This window comes from Aeromonas bivalvium (genome assembly GCF_000819765.1).
Classification (GTDB): Bacteria; Pseudomonadota; Gammaproteobacteria; order Enterobacterales; family Aeromonadaceae; genus Aeromonas; species Aeromonas bivalvium.
The window spans coordinates 15,706-33,555 of record NZ_CDBT01000026.1; the positions used below are offsets into that span (position 1 = coordinate 15,706).

Here is a 17,850-nt window from a genome sequence, read left to right on the forward strand (position 1 = left end):
AGACAAGCAAACACCCATAACTTCAACCAGTTAATGTGAGTTTTGCTATGTCTACCCATGTATCTGATACCGCCAAATCCAGCCGCCGCGAGCAGCGCGCCAGCGCCCAGGCCTTTATCGACAACCTCAAGGGGATGGCCCATCCCAACTCTCGCCGCATCTTCATTGAAGGATCCCGTCCCGATATCCGGGTACCCCTGCGGGAGATCCAGCTGGCCGACACCCTGGTCGGCGGCACCAAGGAGGCCCCCCAGTTCGAGCCCAACGATCCCGTGCCCGTCTACGACACCTCGGGAGCCTATGGGGACGAGCGCGCCGAGATAGATGTGCGTCTGGGCCTGCCGCGCCTGCGTGAACACTGGGTGCTGGAGCGTGACGACACCGAAGTGCTGGATGATCTCAGCTCCACCTTCACCCAGGAGCGTCTGGCGGACGAGGGGCTGGATCACCTGCGTTTCGATCATTTGCCCAAGCCCCGCCGCGCCAAACCGGGCCGCCGGGTGACCCAGCTCCACTATGCCCGTCAGGGGTTGGTCACCCCGGAGATGGAGTTCATCGCCATTCGCGAGAACATGGGCCGCGAGCGGGTGCGCTCCGAGCTGCTGCTGCGCCAGCATCCGGGTCAGGGCTTCGGCGCCCGCCTGCCCGAGAACATCACCCCTGAGTTCGTGCGCGATGAAGTGGCCGCCGGGCGCGCCATCATCCCGAACAATATCAACCACCCGGAAAGCGAGCCCATGATCATAGGCCGCAACTTCCTGGTGAAGATCAACGCCAACATAGGCAACTCGGCGGTCAGCTCCAGCATCGAGGAAGAGGTGGAGAAGCTGGTCTGGTCTACCCGCTGGGGGGCCGACACCGTCATGGATCTCTCCACCGGCCGCAACATCCACGAGACCCGGGAGTGGATACTGCGCAACAGCCCTGTGCCCATCGGCACAGTGCCCATCTATCAGGCACTGGAAAAGACCAATGGCATCGCCGAGGATCTCACCTGGGCGCTGTTTCGCGACACCCTGCTCGAACAAGCCGAGCAGGGGGTGGACTACTTCACCATCCACGCCGGCGTCCTGCTGCGCTACGTGCCCATGACCGCCAAGCGCCTCACCGGCATCGTCTCCCGTGGCGGCAGCATCATGGCCAAGTGGTGCCTCTCCCACCACAAGGAGAACTTCCTCTACCAGCATTTTCGCGAGATCTGCGAGCTGTGCGCCGCTTACGACGTGGCCTTGTCCCTCGGCGACGGCCTGCGTCCGGGCTCCGTCTATGACGCCAACGACGAGGCCCAGTTCGCCGAGCTGCACACCCTGGGCGAGCTCACCAAGATCGCCTGGGAGTACGACGTCCAGGTGATGATCGAAGGGCCGGGCCACGTCCCCATGCACATGATAGAGCGCAACATGACGGAGCAGCTGGAGCACTGCCACGAGGCGCCCTTCTACACCCTGGGCCCGCTCACCACCGACATAGCCCCAGGCTACGATCACTTCACCTCCGGCATAGGGGCCGCCATGATCGGCTGGTACGGCTGCGCCATGCTCTGCTACGTGACTCCCAAGGAGCACCTGGGCCTACCGAACAAGGAGGACGTCAAGCAGGGGCTCATCACCTACAAGATCGCCGCCCACGCCGCTGACCTTGCCAAGGGGCACCCGGGCGCCCAGATCCGCGACAACGCCATGTCCAAGGCGCGTTTCGAGTTCCGCTGGGAGGATCAGTTCAACCTGGCCCTGGATCCCGAGACCGCCCGCAGCTATCACGACGAGACCCTGCCCCAGGAGTCCGGCAAGGTGGCGCATTTTTGCTCCATGTGCGGCCCCAAGTTCTGCTCCATGAAGATCACCCAGGACGTGCGCGACTACGCCGCCAAGCTGGAAGCGGTCGAGGTGAAACTGGTGGGCATGGACGGCCAGCAGGAGCGGGTGGTGGCCGAGGTGGAAAGTGGCATGGCCCGTAAGGAGCCTGAGACCTTCAAGCAGGCCGAGGTGGTGCGCGGCATGGAGCGGATGGCGGAAACCTTCAAGGAGACCGGCGGCGAGATCTACCACCAGGCGGCGACCCTGAAGCAGGCCGCAGGGGAGGAGGCGTGAGCAGCGAGCGCGGGGCTGTCAGCCCCGCCGACCTGTCCACGGCGACGCAGGCCCCTCGCCCTGTGGTCTGGACCATAGCGGGTTCCGACTCCGGGGGCGGGGCCGGCATCCAGGCGGACCTGCACACATTGCACGACCTGGGCGTGCACGGCTGCTCCGTCATCTCCGCCATCACGGCCCAGAACTCGGTGGCGGTGAAGATGGTCGACCCCGTGCTGATGCAGACCTTCACCGCCCAGATCGACGCCCTGGGGCTGGATCTGCCACCGGCCGCCATCAAGGTCGGCCTGTTGCCGACCCGGCTCCATGTGGAGGTGCTGGCCCGGCGCCTCGATACGCTGGGCGCCCCCTTCGTGGTCTACGACCCGGTGGCCATCGCCAGCACAGGTACCCCCATGGCGGAGCCCGGCATGCTGGTGGCGGTGCGCGAACAGCTGCTGCCCCGTTTGTCGCTCATCACCCCCAACGGCCCCGAGCTGGAAGCCCTGACCGGGCTGCCCGCCTCCAGCCCCGAGCTGGTGCGCCTCGCGGCCCGGCGCCTGCGCGAACTCGGCGCCCGCGCCGTACTGGTCAAGGGCGGCCACCTTGAGTGGAGCGGGGATCTCTGCCTCGACTACTACCAGGACGAGCACCGCGAATTCTGGCTAGGGGCGCCGCGCCTCGATACCCGTCACGGCCATGGCACCGGCTGCTGTTACGCCAGCGCCATCGCCGCCGTGGTGGCGCAGGACTACCCGGTGGAGGATGCCATCACGCTGGCGCGCGCCTACCTGCAACAGGGCTTGGCGGCGGCGCAGGGAGTGGGGGCGGGCCCGGGGCCCATCGCCCATCTCGGCTGGCCGAGCAGTCTCGCCCACTTCCCCCGTGCCCTGCTGGCGGGGTCAACCCTGGATCGCCGCTTCGGTCTCTATCCTGCCTGCGCGGCTCGCCTGCCCCAGGGACCCTTCGCCCCGACCGAACATAACCTCGGGCTCTATCCGGTGGTGGATTCGGTCAAGTGGCTCAAGCGCCTGCTGGGGGCAGGGGTCAAGACCATACAGCTGCGCATCAAGAACCTGCCTGCCGCCCAGGTGACACCGGCCATTGCTGAGGCCGTGGCGCTCGGTCGCCGTCATGGGGCGCGGCTTTTTATCAACGACTACTGGCAGCAGGCCATCGAGGCAGGCGCCTGGGGCGTGCATCTGGGGCAGGAGGACATGGAGACCGCGGATCTCGCCGCCATCCAGGCGGCCGGGCTGCGCCTTGGCATCTCCACCCACGGTTATTTTGAGCTGATGCGGGCCCGGGAGCTGGCCCCCTCCTACATTGCGCTCGGTCATATCTTCCCCACCAATACCAAGGCCATGCCCTCGCGCCCCCAGGGGCTGGCGCGGCTGCACCATTACCGCGCATTGATGAGTGACTGGCCGACGGTCGCCATCGGCGGCATCAGCGAGGAGCGGGTGGCGGCGGTTCAGACAACGGGTGTGGGCAGCATCGCCCTGGTCTCCGCCATCACGGCCAGCGACGACTGGCAGGGGGCGACGGAGCGGCTGCTGGCTGCCGTGGGGGCGGGGGACGAGCCGCGCTCGGCCACGGCCATAAGAGAGGTGGAACATGCTATCTGATGCCCCGTCTCTGAATGACGAAGAGTATCTGAGATACGGCCGCCAGCTGATGCTGGCGGAAGTGGGCGAAGCAGGGCAGGCGCGGCTGAAAGGCAAATCCGTGCTGATCGTGGGCCTCGGCGGCCTCGGCTCGCCGCTGGCGCTCTATCTCGCCGGGGCCGGTGTCGGCACCCTCTGGCTCGCCGATGGCGACACGGTGGATTCCAGCAACCTGCCGCGCCAGATCCTGTTCGACGGGGAGGGTCTGCGCCGCTCCAAGGCGGAGCTGGCCCGCGAGCGCCTTAGCCAACACAACCCCCATGTGGAGCTGATTGCCATCAACCAGCGCCTGGATGCCGCCAGCCTGCCGGAGTTTGTGGCACAGGTGGACCTGGTGGTGGATTGCTGCGACAACCTCGCCAGCCGCCAGGCCATCAACGCCGCCTGCGTGGCCCAGGGCAAGCCCTGGATCTCGGCGGCCGCCGTGGGCTGGCAGGGGCAGCTGATGGTGCGAAGCGCCCCTGATCACCCCTGTTACGCCTGCCTCTACCCGGCGGATACCGAAGTAAAAGAGAGCTGCCAGAGCAGCGGCGTCACAGGCCCGTTGGTCGGGGTGATGGGCTCTTTGCAGGCCCTGGAGGCACTGAAACTATTGCTCGGCCTGCCGAGCCCGGTCGCCGGCACATTGCGCCGCTTCGATGCCCTGGCCCATCAGTGGCAGACCCACACTCTGGCCCCGGATCCCGACTGTGCGGTTTGCGGTCAGCATAAGGAAATCACCCCATGACTCAGATTCGACTCAATGATAAAGCCCAGCCGCTGGCGGCCGGGCAGAGCGTGGCCGACCTGCTGGCCGCGCAAGGGGTCCATCCCCAGGGGGTGGCGGTGGCTCTCAACGGCGCCGTGCTGCCCCGCAGCCGCTGGCCCGAGACCCGTCTCAATGACGGGGACGAGCTCCACCTTTTCACCGCCATCGCCGGAGGCTGAGATGCTGACCATAGCGAACCATACCTTCTCCTCGCGCCTGTTCACCGGCACAGGCAAGTTTGCCCGCCCGGATCTCATGGCCGCCGCCATAGCGGCGAGCGGCTCCCAACTGGTGACCATGGCCATCAAGCGCCTCGAGCCTGGCAAGGCCCACGACGATATTCTCACGCCCCTTCGGCAACTGGGGGTCAAGCTGCTGCCCAACACCTCGGGGGCCAAGACCGCCGCCGAGGCGGTGTTTGCCGCCCATCTGGCCCGGGAGGCGCTGGGGACGAACTGGCTCAAGCTCGAGATCCACCCCGATCCCAAATACCTGCTGCCCGACCCCATAGAGACGCTGAAAGCGGCCGAGCAGCTGGTGAAAGAGGGCTTCGTGGTGCTGCCCTACTGCGGCGCCGACCCCGTGCTGTGCAAGCGACTCGAAGAGGTGGGCTGCGCCGCCGTGATGCCGCTCGGCGCCCCCATCGGTTCCAATCAGGGGCTGGTGACCCGGGAGTTCCTCGCCATCATCATCGAGCAGGCTAAGGTGCCCGTGGTGGTGGACGCGGGCATAGGTGCGCCTAGCCACGCGGCGGCGGCCTTCGAGCTCGGCGCCGATGCCGTGCTGGTCAACACGGCCATCGCGGTGAGCGGCGATCCCGTGGCCATGGGCCGCGCCTTCGCGCTGGCCTGCGAGGCCGGGCGCAGCGCCTATGAGGCGGGCCTGGGGGCGCGCGGGGTGCAGGCGCAAGCTTCCAGTCCGCTGACCGATTTTCTGGGGGCGTTATGAGTCAGGGAATTGCTATCACTGGGGGACATTCTTCCTCACCTCTCCCTCTGGGAGAGGGGCCGGGGGTGAGGGCCGAGGCTAAATCGGTACTTGAAGGGGGCGTGCCCTGCACTCCTCCCCCTCCCAAGGGGGAGGCCGGGAGGGGGTTGGATTTCGCCGACCGCTGGCAGGAGCTTGACTGGGACGACGTGGGCATGCAAATCCGTGCCAGGACGGCCCTGGATGTGGAGCGTGCCCTGAGCGCACCGCGCCGCACCCTGGCGGATTTTATGGCGCTGATCTCCCCGGCCGCCGAGCCCTTCCTGCCCCGGATGGCGGAGCTGGCGGAGCGCCTGACCCGCCAGCGTTTCGGCAATACGGTGGGCTTCTATGTGCCCCTCTATCTGTCGAACCTGTGCGCCAACGACTGCTCCTACTGCGGCTTCTCCATGAGCAACCGTTTGAAGCGCAAGACGCTTAATGCAGAGGAGATAGAGCGCGAGTGTCTGGCCCTCAAGGCGCGCGGCTTCGACAGCGTGCTGCTGGTCACCGGCGAGCACGAGACCAAGGTGGGCATGGACTACTTTCGTGAGCATCTGCCGCGGATCCGTCGCCACTTCAGTACCCTGGCGATGGAGGTGCAGCCCCTGTCCGAGGCCGAATATGCCGAGCTGAAAACCCTCGGCCTCGATGCCGTCATGGTCTATCAGGAGACCTATCACGCCCCCGCCTACGCCCGCCATCACCTGCGCGGCAACAAGCAGGATATCAGATGGCGCCTCGCCACCCCGGACCGGCTGGGCCGTGCCGGCATCGACAAGATTGGCCTCGGCGCCCTGATCGGCCTGTCGCCGGACTGGCGCGCCGACAGCTACTTCGTGGCCGAGCACCTGGCCTGGCTTGAGCGCCACCACTGGCAGAGCCGCTATTCCCTCTCCTTCCCGCGCCTGCGCCCCTGCACCGGGGGGCTGGAGCCCGAGGTGGTGATGTCGGACCGTCAGCTGGTGCAGCTTATCTGCGCCTGGCGCCTCTTCTCGCCGACCCTGGACTTGTCCCTCTCCACCCGGGAATCCCCGGCGTTTCGCAACGGCGCCCTGCGCCTTGGCATCACCCAGATGTCGGCGGAATCGCGCACCCAGCCCGGCGGCTATGCGGAAGGGGACAAGGAGGAGCTGGAGCAGTTCGCCATCCACGACGACCGCCCGGTGGGGGAAGTGGCCGCCGCCGTGCGGCAGGCAGGGTTGCAGCCGGTGTTTAAAGATTGGGAACCGTTTTTGGGTCGCTAACGACGTTTACACCTGTGGTAACAGACAGCGGCAAGCAGATCGGAGGGGCAGCTCCCCGCCACTGCTTGCCGCTTTGTTTTGTTTGCTCCAACAGGATTGTTTCGTTGGTGCGACGATGGCTCTTGATATCGTTTCGCCAGTGAAAAAATAGTGTCTGTTTGTCAGCCCATTGAATGGGCCATTGCGTCCATAGACAATAGTCGATTTTGGGTCAGGGGAGCTAAATTTAACCTCTGATTTTTCTATGCTTAGTAAAAGCTAATTCTCTCTATTTGACTACAACCTAATCTTGGAAGATGAGCTTGTTTTTATGCTAATGGCATTATGGAATTAGTATTATTAGTTGTTCTTTTTTTACGGCAAAGGGAGATGTTCACATATAAAGGCAATAACCATCTTATTTTCGGATTCAGGGATTGGCTTGTGTATATGAATCCGATTTTGATGAGCTTGAAGCTTCCCATGCCATTTACAATATAAATCAATGCTTTTTATTGTTATTGTCCTCGCCATTCGAGTGCCATTGTTACTATAAACATTAGGATTCTCAGGCTCAACAGTAAGGCCAAAACCAGTGAATCTATTTCTTATGACTTGGCTAGATGGTTCTGCACCAGAATTTTCCACTCGTTCATTAGGACTCAATGCTGGCGGTGGGGTAGTAAAAACCCACTCACCATAGTCATTAAAAACGGACATATATTTCATTATGGATTCCCTTAAAGGATAATATCCACCAGCTAAATTATTAAGACCATTTAATACATCCTCATGGAAGTATAGATTTGGGAATGCATTTTGTGAAAGCGCTCTGAATTTATCTGTGTTATTACCTTCTAGCTCAATAGCATTTCGCCAAAAATCAAGGTGTTCAGATTCACTTTTAATAACATGAAGCTCTGCTTCTCCTAGTGTTGATGACGTGTTAACAATGCCTGAACTATGTAATCCAATACATCCTACGGCTATACCATTTAGGTTGTTGTAATGCGCCCAAGAGAGGTCAATATTATCCTCTTCTGGTAGGTCGTTTATTGTTATTAAGCTACTATCTATTAGCTCATCAGGAAAGTCATCTTCATTTAGATACAGTGGTGCTCTATCTAACCAAGCTGATAACTCCTGTACTATCTCAGTAGGCATTTCAGACATGAAAGTCCAAAAGTCTTTTTCTTCATAAACGATTCTTTTCTGTAAGTCATCACCAATCCATATTTTTTCATTCCTATTTATGGCGATGCCAACTCTATCCAGAAATGAGTCTATAATTGACTTGTGAATGTCAGGTTCAACCTCATTGAATGTCCACTCATTACCGTTAATTACAAAGGACATTATGCCCTCCTTCTACGGATACGACCAAGAGTTGATACATCAATCTGGTACTGATCAAAAAACCCTTTTGGCCAACTGCTAATACTACCATCTTCTTCAATACTTAGCTTATTAACTCCTTCCTCTGAACCATCAAAGTAATAAGCTAACACATCCCTGTTGTTGACATGATGGTTGATTGCAATTGATTTTCTTATGCCATTCAAGACATGGTCTGAATGTGTTTCAACAATTATTTGGATCCCTTTTCCAGCGAGCCACCCAAGAAATTCCCCCATTTTGGATTGGCCAGCTGGATGTAAATGAGCTTCAGGGTTTTCAATCAGTATTACACCGCCACTCCTAGCAGTAAGTCCACAAAGAATTACAGGTAACGAATAAGATATTCCAAATCCCATATTTGGTGCGCTGACCCATTCTCCCCCGATCGTACGGAAGTTAATGGCTGTAGCACTTGTGCCTTGAAATTGAGTTGTCGAAATTTCAACCTGCTTTGCAATGTCTTTTAACCAACGTTCTATCTCATATTTCAACAATGTTGACTCTTGGCCATTGTTGTCTGGATGTAAACGGGTTATATCTTCAATAGGTTTATCCCCAAGAGTGCCTATCATTTGGGCACAATATTCACCATGAACTCCTACTTCCAGCTCATCATCAGGCTCAGGAGATGAGCCGAGTATACTACGAGGGCCTAAGCGCTCAGCACAGAGGTATGAAAAATACCTTTTTGCATTCAAGTTGTTTTCTGATCTAATTTCAGATAACTGATTGTCAAGCCTTAGAAATAAGTCATCCTCATTTAGTGTCCTGAACACGCATTTATGAATAGAGGCGTCATCAAAATCTAAAGTAATAGCGATATCTCTATCGTAATCCCAATTTCTTACTTTGCCAGCCACACCTAGTTGCAAGCCAAAAGGACCATTTAATTTAACTACCTCATTTCTGGATGCAGCCCAAGCTAACAGAATTGCTTGTATTAGAGAGGTTTTTCCGTAACCATTTAATCCTGTAAGCACAGTCAGCATTGATAAATCAAATTCATTTTCAGTGAATTTTTTAAATCCAGAAATGGTGATTTTATTAATCATGGAGAATCCCCTTTAAAGTTTCTCTCATTTTTTTTATACGGTATTCGACGGCAGATGGTGAACCGGTGCCAACAGAAACAGATCGAACGAAATCATCATCATCAAATGCCTTCCTGAAAGCATGACTAATATCATTCTTTTTAGGCTCTAGATCAGCCAAATTATAATCGGCTAGTGCTATTGCTTGAGACTCAAAAACAGCCCTATTAATGGGCCCCTTTCGCTTACTCTCTAGAGAGAAACGTCGAAACGCAATATCATCAAGAATAAATCTTGCATTCTCCATTGCTTTGTGGAAATCGCATTTTAATGAGATTAACTCAATCTCAGAAATAGGCTGATTGCTTTTTGATTTGCCATCTATTTGTTTGGTGAATTCAACTAGATAAGCGTCAAGATTTTTGTATTTACGATACTCGTCAATAGAGAAATTTCTGAAAGCTAAGAAGCGAAGAACTAGTTCTCTGTTAGTCATTCTACCACTGTGTCTAATTTTATCGCCATTGCTGTCTTTACGCCAAAAGTTGAATCCAGTAGCCTCATCAAAGCTAATTGACTCTGATAGTTCGCCCAACAATTTTCTTGACCTCTCCTTACTCATTGCATGGCGTATTTCTTGGGCTGACAATGGACTTCCGGAGGTGTTTACCCTGCTAAATATATCATATTTAACTTCTTCTGGTGTTTGTGGTTCGATGACATGAACAACAATTTGAGTGCTTCTGAAACGACGAGATGAGGCGACATCTAACTGAGAAAACAACAAACCATCTAGGTTCTGTAAATACTCAAGATCCTCATTCGATAGAACGTGCCTATCATTCATAAACATCGATATTGTTGATAATCTTTGTACGCCATCAATTACTTGATAGGAACCATCATCGGATTGGTTGAAGTAAAAAGCAGGTAATGGTATGCCTAAAAGTATTGATTCAATTAATCTTGTTTGCTGACGTTTACGCCAAACATAATCTCTTTGAAAATCGGGAGATAAATCTATCTCATTATCCATGATCTGAGTTACAACATCACGCAATGAAAAATGCTTTGTTGAGATTCTTATCTTACTTGGATCCCAAGGTTCAGGAGTATCTTCTCCATTGCTTACATCTTCATCATCGACAAGGTCTAGTGAAGGGATAATAGCATCATGATTATCAAATATGGACTTTGTCATCATTCCTCACAAATATAATATAAATTATCAAATAGAAGAAAGTTACATATCTGATTGATAATACCATGTCAATGTCACTAACAGCCAGACCATCGCTCATGTCAGATAAGCTAGTAGAGTGCTCTTGGCTAAGAAATCCCGGCTTCTTGCCCGGTGTTCCGTCTCTATCGATTCGTGGGCTGCGCGGACAAACTCGTCGGCATCGCCAGATTCGAGCGGGCGGATCACGAGTTTGGCGTTGGCAAGGCGCAGGAATGTCATCACTTGTCCTGCTTTTTCAGAAAGTAACTGATATGCCCCGGCGGCATATCGGGCAGCTGGCCAAAGACTTCGTAACCCTGCTTCTGGTAGAAGGGGAGGGCCTGAAAACTGGTGGTTTCCAGATGGTAGTTGGTGATGCCCTTGCTTTGGGCGTACTGCTCCATGGCGCCGAGCAGGCGGCCGCCCCAGCCGTCGCGGCGGATGCGTTCGTCGATCCAGAGCCAGTCGACGTGCAGCCAGCCCCACTTGATGTCGGCGATGATACCGCCCTGTACCTTGCCCTCTTCATCCTTGATAAAGCTGGCGATCCGCTCGCGCAGATGGGTGCCGGCGTGATCCTTGTTGTAGCCCGAGAGGCCAATGCGCAGCGCTTCGATCTCATCGTCCTGAGGCGGTTGGGGTGGAGTTAGTTGCATGGTGCTTCCTGTTTGATGATGGCTGGGGATGGCCTCCTGCACGGCTATCTGCCTGCGGCTGTTCAGTGTCACCTGCGGGCTGACCTGTTCCACCGGGCAGACAAGAAGGCGGATATCCCAACATGACAGTCCTGGGTATGAAGGTGAATGATTGGTCAGGACTTTTCGGCGGCAATCCGCTTAAGCCCCATACCAAGACTGGCAGGCGCCGTGAGCGAGAACCCGAATTGTTGATAGAGTCGGTACGCCTCCCCATCTGCCAGCAAGCTGACATAGCCTGACTCCGGTACCTCGCGGGCGATATAGTCGGCGATCTCCGTCATGATCTTTTTGCCTACCCCTTGACCCTGATATTCAGGCAGCACTGCAATATCAACCACTTGATAAAATGTCCCGCCATCTCCGATGATGCGGCCCATGCCGATGGCGGTCTGGCCGCAAAACACCTGGACGGCAAACAGCGTATTGGGCAGACCACGCTCTGCTGCCTCAAGCGTCTTTGGGCTGAGTCCGGCTGCGGTTCGAAGATAGCGATAGGTTTCGACGGGCGGTGTTGAGTGGACGACAGTGAAAGCGGGTGTGGTCATGTTGATAACTCCAGTGGGACCTGATTGTTTTAAATTCCCTGTAACGCACTGATCCGGGAGATGGATGCGTGCTCTCCAGGGCTGTATGGGGAGGCATCTCCCGATGCCTCCAGGTGGGCAGCTATCACCCCACCCTCTCCAACTCGCCAATGTCCCCGCCGCTGATCAAGTTCAAATTCCGGCTGATCCGCTCCACCGGCCAGTCCCACCAGGCGATGGCGTTGAGACGGGCGATGGTGTCGTCGTCGAAGCGGTAGCGGATCAGCTTGGCGGGGTTGCCGCCGACCACGGCGTAGTCGGGCACGTCGCCGGTGACCACGGAGCGGGCGGCGATGATGGCGCCGTTGCCGACCTTGACCCCTGGCATGATCAGGGCGTCATAGCCAATCCAGACATCGTTGCCGATAAGGGTATCTCCCTTGTAAGGCAGCGTGCCCGGGGCGGGGGCGGCGCTCTCCCAGCCGTTGCCGAAGATAAAGAAGGGGTAGGTGGAGAAGCCGGCGCTCTGGTGGTTGGCGCCGTTCATGATGAACTTGACCCCGCGGGCGATGGCGCAGAACTTGCCGATGATGAGCTTGTCACCGACGAAGGGGAAGTGATAGAGGACGTTGCGCTCGAAGCCCGCCGAATCCTCCGGATCGTCGTAATAGGTGTAGTCACCCACCTCGATATTGGGCCCCTTGATGGTGTTCTTGATAAAGCACACCTGGGGGAAGCCCTTCATGGGGTGGGGATTGGCGGGGTCGGGTCCGTGCATGGGGCGCTCCTCTGGGGTCTGGGCTCAGGCTACCCTAACGGAACCGGATAGCCCCTTGCCACCCTTTTGTGCCCTGCGCTTCGCCAGTCTCTGTCGTCCCCGTTCCATATGCGCATCGACCCGGGGCGGGTTTGTCTCTAGCATGGAGGAGCGGCGGAGCCTGGCTCCGTCAAAATGGATGATGGACGAAGTGCGCCTTGCGCACTTCTGGCGGAGAGAAAAGATGAAGCTGCGTTCCTTGTTGATGGTGGGTGCCCTCTTGCTGGGCGGTTGTGCGATCAATCCCTATGGCGGCGCCCCTGCGCCTGTTGCCGAGCCGAGCCAGCCGATGAGCCAGCCGGACCAGCCGGTGGCCGAGCCCGAGGCGGTCAAGCCCCCTCCCAAGGCGGTGGCGCCAACCGGTCTGGCCGTTGCCATGGCGGATGCCTTCCTGAAGGCCCCCGAGGTGCAGGCGCTGGCGGGCAGCAGCCCTGTGCTGCTGCTGATGGCGCCCCAGAACGGCACGGGTGAGCCCTTCAGCACCCAGCCCATGGCGGTGGCCATGAGCCAGCGCATTCAGGCAAACAGCGACTTTCGCTTCGCCGATCCCGGCCAGGTTTCCGCCATCACCAGCCAGCTGGAATACCAGCAGGGGGGCATGAACCCGGCCTCCCTGGTGCGTCTGGGTCGCCAGACCGGGGCCGGTTACATGCTCTACGGGGATCTGCTCTCAGAGGGGGGGCGCTACCGCCTCGCCATGAGTCTGATGGACTTGCACAGCGGCGAGCTGCTCTGGAGCGAGAGCCGCACCGCCAGCCGCTGACAATGACCTGAGCCTGCGGGCCATCGGGGGGGCTGTGCCGACTGCCTCCCGATGGCCTTATCAATCCGCCGCATCAATCCGCTTCATCAACCCGCCTTTGCCCTGTCTATCTTGCCTCGCCTGCGATGGCCCCATCCCCCTGACGGCCGTCATGGTGGGCATGGGTTCCCCTGGCCGCTCGATCAGCGGCCATCACCATAGCGGCCAGCGTGCCGGCAAGCGCCTTAGCGGCGCCGTTTAGCCAAACAGGCCGGAGAGCCCCTGCCCGGCCATCAGCACCCCCAGGGCCAGCACGGCGAACCAGATCAGAGTGGCGGCGACCAGGGCGTAGCCGAGGGCGACGAAGCAGCCGTCTCGCTGCAACATGCCGGTCGCCAACAGCAGGATGGCCCAGGCGGGCAGGGTGTTGGTGAGGGGGATGGCGCCGAACGGCATCATCAGCAAGACGGCGGCCAGCATGATCATCAGGCCGTTGGCCCGGTTGATGGTGCTGCTGGCGGTCAGCACCAGCAGGCGCGGGCGCACGAACCTGTCCAGCCGGGCCAGCAGGTCGGCCCCCTTGTGCAGGGTCGATTTGAGCTGCTCGGTGGCGAAGCGGCGCGCCATCAGCCTGGCGGGCAGCCAGGGCATACGGTTGAGGGTGATGCCGATGCCGATGAAGAGGATCAGCAGGCCAAACACGCTGCTGATGCCGGGAATGCTGACCGGCAGCAGGAAGGGCACCGTCAGCAACAGGCAGAACAGCAGCATGCCCTGCTCCCCCACCAGGGCGAGCAGTTCCCGCAGGCTGATCTGGCCCTCGCCCATGGCGGCGGCCGTGTGACGCAGGGTGTGGGAGAGGCGATGCTGTGGATCCTTGAGTGGTGCGGCAACCATGACAGTTCCTTGCTGGGGTGGATATGAGAGCGTGAAAACCGGGCCCGGGGGGCGGGTCACAGCATAGGGGAGCGGGGTGAATCGGCGATGAATGGCGCCGCCGGATGGGCGGCGCTGCTGGGGCGTGAAAGCGATCAGGGGAGCCTGGCTCCCCTGTCTGGTCGGAACCGGCGGGATCAGGCCTGGCCGTGAGCCGTTTCCTCTCGCTGCTCGCCATTGAGCAGGGCCTGGTCGGTCTGGCCGAGCAGCTGGCTGGTGATGGTCCCCGCCGTCATGGCGCCATTGACGTTGAGGGCGGTGCGCCCCATGTCGATGAGGGGCTCGACCGAGATGAGCAGTGCCACCAGGGTGACCGGCAGCCCCATGGCGGGCAGCACTATCAGGGCGGCGAAGGTGGCGCCGCCACCGACCCCGGCGACCCCGGCGGAGCTGAGGGTGACGATGGCGACCAGGCTGGCAATCCAGAGGGGATCCAGCGGATCTATGCCCACGGTCGGCGCCACCATGACCGCCAGCATGGCCGGATAGAGACCGGCACAGCCGTTCTGGCCAATGGTGGCACCGAACGAGGCGGCGAAGCTGGCGATGGCCTCGGGCACGCCGAGGCGGCGGGTCTGGGCTTCCACGTTGAGGGGAATGGTGGCGGCGCTGGAGCGGCTGCTGAAGGCAAAGCTCAATACCGGGGCCACCTTGCGCAGGAAGGTGATGGGGTTGACCCCCACCAGGGCGAGCAGCAGGCCATGGACCAGGAACATCAGGCCCAGCCCCAGGTAGGAGGCGAGCACGAAGCTGCCCAGCTTGACGATCTCCTCAGGGTTGGAGCTGGCGACCACCTTGGTCATCAGGGCCATCACCCCATAGGGGGTCAGTGTCATGATGAGGCGCACCAGCTTCATCACCCAGGCTTGCAGGGTATCGATGGCGGCGAGCACCTTCTCCCCCCTGCTCGCGTCGTCCCTGTGCAGCTGCAGGGCGGCGACCCCCAGCAGGGCGGCGAAGATCACCACGCTGATGATGGAGGTAGGGTTGGCCCCGGTCAGATCGGCGAAGGGGTTTTTGGGAATGAAGGAGAGCAGCAGCTGCGGCACCCCCAGCTCGCTCACCCGGCCGAGGTAGCTGGTCTCGATGGCGTCGAGGCGGGCGCTCTCCTTCACCCCTTGCACCAGCCCCTCGGCGGTCAGGCCGAACAGGTTGGTGACCAGCACGCCGACGAGGGCGGCGATAAGGGTGGTCAGCAGCAGGGTGCCCAGGGTGAGCAGGCTGATGCGACCCAGGGAGGCGGCATTGTGCAGCTTGGCCACGGCGCTCAGGATGGAGGCAAACACCAGGGGCATGACGATCATCTGCAGCAGCTGCACATAGCCGTTGCCCACCAGATTGAACCACTCGATGGAGGCGGCAATGGCCGGATGACCGGCGCCGTAGACCAGTTGCAGCGCGAAGCCAAACAGCACCCCCATCACCAGGCCGGTCAGCACCTTGCGAGACAGGCTCCAGCTCGGCTTGCTGACCCTGGCCAGGGCCGTCAGCAGGGCCGCGAACAGCAGCACATTGATGATGAGGGGGAGATTCATGGGGCCTCCAGGGCTGAAACAGGGATGGATGGTGCCGGAAAAATCCGGATCAGATAGGGCTGCGTATGGTACCAGCCATCCTGGCCCCCTCTTAGACATAAAAGATATTTCATAGAAGGATCAGACGGTTGGCCTGGCTCGTGCCGGGGGCGGCCGTATCGCCGCCGGTGTGCCGTGCCCTGATGTCGGCCGATTGCGCTGAGACTGGAGGAGCTGCGAGCGCCGTGACGGGGTATGCCGGGGAGCTCGGCATTCATACCCTGCTTGCGGATATCGAGCCGGAGAATGGGCCCAGCCAGCGGCTGGGCTTCGTCTGGCAGCAGGATACCTGCTATCGCTTGCCGCTGGGGGAGGGGATCACACCAGACCGCGGGTGACGCGGCTGAGGGGCTCGTTGACGTCGAACACCTTGAACTGCACCGCGCTGGCGCCCATGGCGAGCACCCGCTGCTCGTGCATGGTGGCGTAGGCGAGGGCGCTCCCCTCGTCCTCGAACAGATAGATGCCGCCCGCCTCGCCGGTGCGCGGGTTCTCGGTCCAGATCTTGGAGATGAAGCCCGGCTCTTTGGTGATGGACTCGGCCAGCGGCATGGCCGCGCTCATGAGGGCCGGCCCCATCATCGCGGCGGGGAAGGTGAAATGGATCTGCAGCAGGCTGGGCATGATAAACCTCTCGTGGGCGTTGATTGACGGGATCCGCATCATAGGAAGCCGGCATCTTGGCTGCAATAAGGCACATTTTCGTGGCATATTTACCGCAAAGTAACCACTCGCGAGCCATGCCGTGCCCTCACTGCCCTGTCCCGCCTATCAGGTATTGCGCCTGCTGGCCGGCAAATGGAAACCGGCCATTCTGTTTCATCTGCGCGAACAGACCCTGCGCTTTGGCGACCTGCGCCGCTCCCTGCCCGAGGTGAGCCAGAAGGTGCTCACCGCCCAGCTCAAGGAGCTGGAGCGCGACGGCGTCATCATCCGCACCCTCTACCCGGACGTGCCGCCCAGGGTGGAGTACAGCCTGAGCCCCCTTGGCGTCGCCCTGATCCCCCTGCTCCAGCAGATGCACGATTTTGCGCTGAGCCACGGCGATCTGCTGGCGGGGCAGGATCCTGCTGCTAGCGGGCCCGCAACAGCCAGCCGCTGAACCGGTTCGTCGCCAGCAGTCGGTAGCCGAGCAGGGTGAGCGCCAGCAGCGCGGGCACCTTGAGCAGCTCCCACCACACCAGCTTGCCCTGGGGGCCGAAGATCATCAGCCACACCACCAGCATCATGTGCAGGCAATAGAGGCCGAGCACCTTGGGAGCCTGGCGCTCCAGCCAGCTGCCCCGGCCCCAGCCCGGGTTGGCCAGCAGCAGGCCGAACAGCCCCAGCGCCCAGGGGAGCGAACCCAGCAGGAAGTCGTGGCGGTTGATGGGCACGGCGGCAAAGCGCAGCAGGCCTGCGGCCTCCAGGGCGTAGAGCCCCATCCCCGCCACCATCAGCAGGGCGCAGCGCCTGGCATCCGGCTGCCAGCCACGCAGGCGCAGCTCGGCGCCCAGGGCCACGAACAGCAGGGAGAAAAAGGGGCCGTTGCGGGTCAGCAGGGCCCACTCGCCCCCCAGCAGCAGCGGGCCGTAGGAGCCGCCGAGCAGGGCCAGACCGTAGAGCAGGGCCCCCAGCAGCAGGGCGAGCCGGGGCAGGCCAGCCTGCTGGCAGAGCGCCAGGATCAGCACCGCCACCATCAGGGCGGGCAGGAACCAGAGGTGGATCATGCCGCCCACCCACCAGACGTTGAGAGGATCCCCCAGCTGCATCTGCCACTGGCCCGCCATGGCAGGCAGGTAGCCCTCGCTCACTGCCGCGAGCGGGTTGAAGGGCACCAGCAGATAGAGCAGGCTCCACACCAGCCAGAGCCCCAGCAGGGGGCGACAGTAGCGCAGCGCCACCGTCAGCGGGTGGCCCGCGGCGAGGGCGGGTTGCAGGAAGTAACCGGCGCACAGGAAAAAGAGCGGCACCGCGAAGCGGCAGAGCTGGTTGATGATGGCCCCGACCAGAGGGTAGGGCGTATCGTCCCACAGGGCGGGGTCGAAGGGGTTGCTGAAGGGGGAGAGATGAATGGTCATCACGGCCAGGATGGCCACCACTCGCCCGCATTCGATGCTGGAGATGCGCATGATTCCTCGCGGCGTTCGGGAGCTGGGCGCACCCTATCAGCCGCAGGCGCTCCCTATCCAGCCGCCTGGTCGCCAATTGTGACCCCCATCGGCGGCCGGTTACCCTTTGTTACCCGGCGGA

The 17,850-nt window shown here is 60.1% G+C and carries 18 protein-coding genes and 2 pseudogenes; 9 read left to right on the forward strand and 11 right to left on the reverse strand.

Going from position 1 to position 17,850, the window contains the following annotated elements; all coding sequences use genetic code 11:
- The first annotated feature begins 47 nt into the window (after positions 1 to 47).
- Genes thiC through thiH form a run of 6 tightly spaced genes read left to right on the forward strand, consistent with a single transcriptional unit; the run spans position 48 to position 6,697 of the window.
- Entirely contained in the window at positions 48 to 2,090 is a 2,043-nt protein-coding gene (gene thiC / locus BN1119_RS09850; RefSeq protein WP_041997325.1) for a phosphomethylpyrimidine synthase ThiC, read from the forward strand.
- Positions 2,087 to 3,697 (forward strand): thiamine phosphate synthase, encoded by a 1,611-nt coding sequence (gene thiE / locus BN1119_RS09855; protein ID WP_041997327.1) that lies wholly within the window; start codon positions 2,087 to 2,089, stop codon positions 3,695 to 3,697. The genes thiC and thiE overlap by 4 nt, the downstream gene beginning before the upstream one ends.
- Complete coding sequence (locus tag BN1119_RS09860) at positions 3,687 to 4,463, forward strand: HesA/MoeB/ThiF family protein (RefSeq protein ID WP_041997330.1); 777 nt, start codon at positions 3,687 to 3,689, stop codon at positions 4,461 to 4,463. Before thiE ends, BN1119_RS09860 begins: the two co-directional genes overlap by 11 nt.
- Positions 4,460 to 4,663, forward strand: a complete 204-nt coding sequence (thiS, locus tag BN1119_RS09865) for a sulfur carrier protein ThiS (RefSeq protein ID WP_041997333.1) — start codon at positions 4,460 to 4,462, stop codon at positions 4,661 to 4,663. Before BN1119_RS09860 ends, thiS begins: the two co-directional genes overlap by 4 nt.
- A 1-nt stretch (position 4,664) precedes the next feature.
- A complete protein-coding gene (locus BN1119_RS09870) occupies positions 4,665 to 5,432 on the forward strand; it encodes a thiazole synthase (RefSeq protein WP_041997336.1) in 768 nt (255 codons plus the stop codon).
- Positions 5,429 to 6,697, forward strand: a complete 1,269-nt coding sequence (gene thiH / locus BN1119_RS09875; protein ID WP_084205396.1) for a 2-iminoacetate synthase ThiH — start codon at positions 5,429 to 5,431, stop codon at positions 6,695 to 6,697. Before BN1119_RS09870 ends, thiH begins: the two co-directional genes overlap by 4 nt.
- Before the next feature lie 354 nt (positions 6,698 to 7,051).
- Here the strand turns inward: thiH and BN1119_RS20440 are convergent, their stop codons facing one another.
- The 7 genes and pseudogenes from BN1119_RS20440 to BN1119_RS09890 form a co-directional block, all read right to left on the reverse strand.
- Positions 7,052 to 8,032 carry a hypothetical protein gene (locus BN1119_RS20440; RefSeq protein WP_157438648.1) on the reverse strand — a complete coding sequence of 327 codons (981 nt, stop codon included), beginning with the start codon at positions 8,030 to 8,032 and terminating at the stop codon, positions 7,052 to 7,054.
- Entirely contained in the window at positions 8,032 to 9,126 is a 1,095-nt protein-coding gene (locus tag BN1119_RS19980; RefSeq protein WP_084205397.1) for an AAA family ATPase, read from the reverse strand. Before BN1119_RS19980 ends, BN1119_RS20440 begins: the two co-directional genes overlap by 1 nt.
- Positions 9,119 to 10,309, reverse strand: a complete 1,191-nt coding sequence (locus BN1119_RS19985; RefSeq protein WP_084205398.1) for a DUF262 domain-containing protein — start codon at positions 10,307 to 10,309, stop codon at positions 9,119 to 9,121. The genes BN1119_RS19980 and BN1119_RS19985 overlap by 8 nt, the downstream gene beginning before the upstream one ends.
- A 156-nt stretch (positions 10,310 to 10,465) precedes the next feature.
- Positions 10,466 to 10,567 (reverse strand): annotated as a pseudogene (locus BN1119_RS19990) (GNAT family N-acetyltransferase); the annotation flags it as partial.
- On the reverse strand, positions 10,567 to 10,983 hold the full coding sequence (locus BN1119_RS09880) for a GNAT family N-acetyltransferase (protein ID WP_041997341.1): 417 nt from the start codon (positions 10,981 to 10,983) through the stop codon (positions 10,567 to 10,569). The pseudogene BN1119_RS19990 and the gene BN1119_RS09880, both read right to left, overlap by 1 nt.
- Before the next feature lie 155 nt (positions 10,984 to 11,138).
- A complete protein-coding gene (locus BN1119_RS09885; protein WP_041997343.1) occupies positions 11,139 to 11,570 on the reverse strand; it encodes a GNAT family N-acetyltransferase in 432 nt (143 codons plus the stop codon).
- Between the two features lie 124 nt (positions 11,571 to 11,694).
- Positions 11,695 to 12,327, reverse strand: coding sequence for a Vat family streptogramin A O-acetyltransferase (locus BN1119_RS09890; protein ID WP_041997345.1), 633 nt, complete (start codon positions 12,325 to 12,327; stop codon positions 11,695 to 11,697).
- A gap of 223 nt (positions 12,328 to 12,550) precedes the next feature.
- Here BN1119_RS09890 and BN1119_RS09895 point away from each other — a divergent pair, with 223 nt between their 5' ends.
- Positions 12,551 to 13,129 carry a hypothetical protein gene (locus BN1119_RS09895; protein WP_041997426.1) on the forward strand — a complete coding sequence of 193 codons (579 nt, stop codon included), beginning with the start codon at positions 12,551 to 12,553 and terminating at the stop codon, positions 13,127 to 13,129.
- Between the two features lie 237 nt (positions 13,130 to 13,366).
- Here BN1119_RS09895 and BN1119_RS09900 read toward each other — a convergent pair whose 3' ends face one another.
- Entirely contained in the window at positions 13,367 to 14,005 is a 639-nt protein-coding gene (locus BN1119_RS09900) for an exopolysaccharide biosynthesis protein (RefSeq protein WP_041997348.1), read from the reverse strand.
- A 176-nt stretch (positions 14,006 to 14,181) separates the two neighbouring features.
- Positions 14,182 to 15,579 carry an L-cystine transporter gene (locus tag BN1119_RS09905; protein WP_041997350.1) on the reverse strand — a complete coding sequence of 466 codons (1,398 nt, stop codon included), beginning with the start codon at positions 15,577 to 15,579 and terminating at the stop codon, positions 14,182 to 14,184.
- Between the two features lie 233 nt (positions 15,580 to 15,812).
- Here BN1119_RS09905 and BN1119_RS09910 point away from each other — a divergent pair.
- Positions 15,813 to 15,956, forward strand: a pseudogene (locus BN1119_RS09910) (GNAT family N-acetyltransferase); the annotation flags it as partial.
- On the opposite strand, the gene BN1119_RS09915 reads toward BN1119_RS09910, so the two are convergent.
- Positions 15,937 to 16,242 (reverse strand): monooxygenase, encoded by a 306-nt coding sequence (locus BN1119_RS09915; protein WP_041997431.1) that lies wholly within the window; start codon positions 16,240 to 16,242, stop codon positions 15,937 to 15,939. The pseudogene BN1119_RS09910 and the gene BN1119_RS09915 sit on opposite strands and share 20 nt — an antisense overlap.
- A gap of 121 nt (positions 16,243 to 16,363) precedes the next feature.
- Between BN1119_RS09915 and BN1119_RS09920 the strand changes: the two genes are divergently transcribed.
- Complete coding sequence (locus BN1119_RS09920; RefSeq protein WP_041997352.1) at positions 16,364 to 16,720, forward strand: winged helix-turn-helix transcriptional regulator; 357 nt, start codon at positions 16,364 to 16,366, stop codon at positions 16,718 to 16,720.
- Here BN1119_RS09920 and BN1119_RS09925 read toward each other — a convergent pair.
- The gene (locus BN1119_RS09925) at positions 16,692 to 17,729 is read right to left on the reverse strand and encodes an acyltransferase (RefSeq protein ID WP_041997354.1); all 1,038 of its coding nucleotides are present in this window, start codon (positions 17,727 to 17,729) and stop codon (positions 16,692 to 16,694) included. The two genes, BN1119_RS09920 and BN1119_RS09925, sit on opposite strands and share 29 nt — an antisense overlap.
- Between the last annotated feature and the right edge of the window lie 121 nt (positions 17,730 to 17,850).

Bases quoted from the DNA above. Each gene is read 5' to 3' on its own strand.
- thiC (WP_041997325.1), top strand. From the start codon at position 48: ATGTCTACCCATGTATCTGATACCGCCAAATCCAGCCGCCGCGAGCAG.
- BN1119_RS09890 (WP_041997345.1), bottom strand. From the start codon at position 12,327: ATGCACGGACCCGACCCCGCCAATCCCCACCCCATGAAGGGCTTCCCC.
- BN1119_RS09925 (WP_041997354.1), bottom strand. From the start codon at position 17,729: ATGCGCATCTCCAGCATCGAATGCGGGCGAGTGGTGGCCATCCTGGCC.
- BN1119_RS09885 (WP_041997343.1), bottom strand. From the start codon at position 11,570: ATGACCACACCCGCTTTCACTGTCGTCCACTCAACACCGCCCGTCGAA.
- thiH (WP_084205396.1), top strand. From the start codon at position 5,429: ATGAGTCAGGGAATTGCTATCACTGGGGGACATTCTTCCTCACCTCTC.
- BN1119_RS20440 (WP_157438648.1), bottom strand. From the start codon at position 8,032: ATGTCCTTTGTAATTAACGGTAATGAGTGGACATTCAATGAGGTTGAA.
- BN1119_RS09895 (WP_041997426.1), top strand. From the start codon at position 12,551: ATGAAGCTGCGTTCCTTGTTGATGGTGGGTGCCCTCTTGCTGGGCGGT.
- BN1119_RS09900 (WP_041997348.1), bottom strand. From the start codon at position 14,005: ATGGTTGCCGCACCACTCAAGGATCCACAGCATCGCCTCTCCCACACC.
- BN1119_RS19985 (WP_084205398.1), bottom strand. From the start codon at position 10,309: ATGATGACAAAGTCCATATTTGATAATCATGATGCTATTATCCCTTCA.
- BN1119_RS09880 (WP_041997341.1), bottom strand. From the start codon at position 10,983: ATGCAACTAACTCCACCCCAACCGCCTCAGGACGATGAGATCGAAGCG.
- BN1119_RS09905 (WP_041997350.1), bottom strand. From the start codon at position 15,579: ATGAATCTCCCCCTCATCATCAATGTGCTGCTGTTCGCGGCCCTGCTG.
- thiS (WP_041997333.1), top strand. From the start codon at position 4,460: ATGACTCAGATTCGACTCAATGATAAAGCCCAGCCGCTGGCGGCCGGG.
- BN1119_RS19980 (WP_084205397.1), bottom strand. From the start codon at position 9,126: ATGATTAATAAAATCACCATTTCTGGATTTAAAAAATTCACTGAAAAT.
- BN1119_RS09860 (WP_041997330.1), top strand. From the start codon at position 3,687: ATGCTATCTGATGCCCCGTCTCTGAATGACGAAGAGTATCTGAGATAC.
- BN1119_RS09870 (WP_041997336.1), top strand. From the start codon at position 4,665: ATGCTGACCATAGCGAACCATACCTTCTCCTCGCGCCTGTTCACCGGC.
- BN1119_RS09915 (WP_041997431.1), bottom strand. From the start codon at position 16,242: ATGCCCAGCCTGCTGCAGATCCATTTCACCTTCCCCGCCGCGATGATG.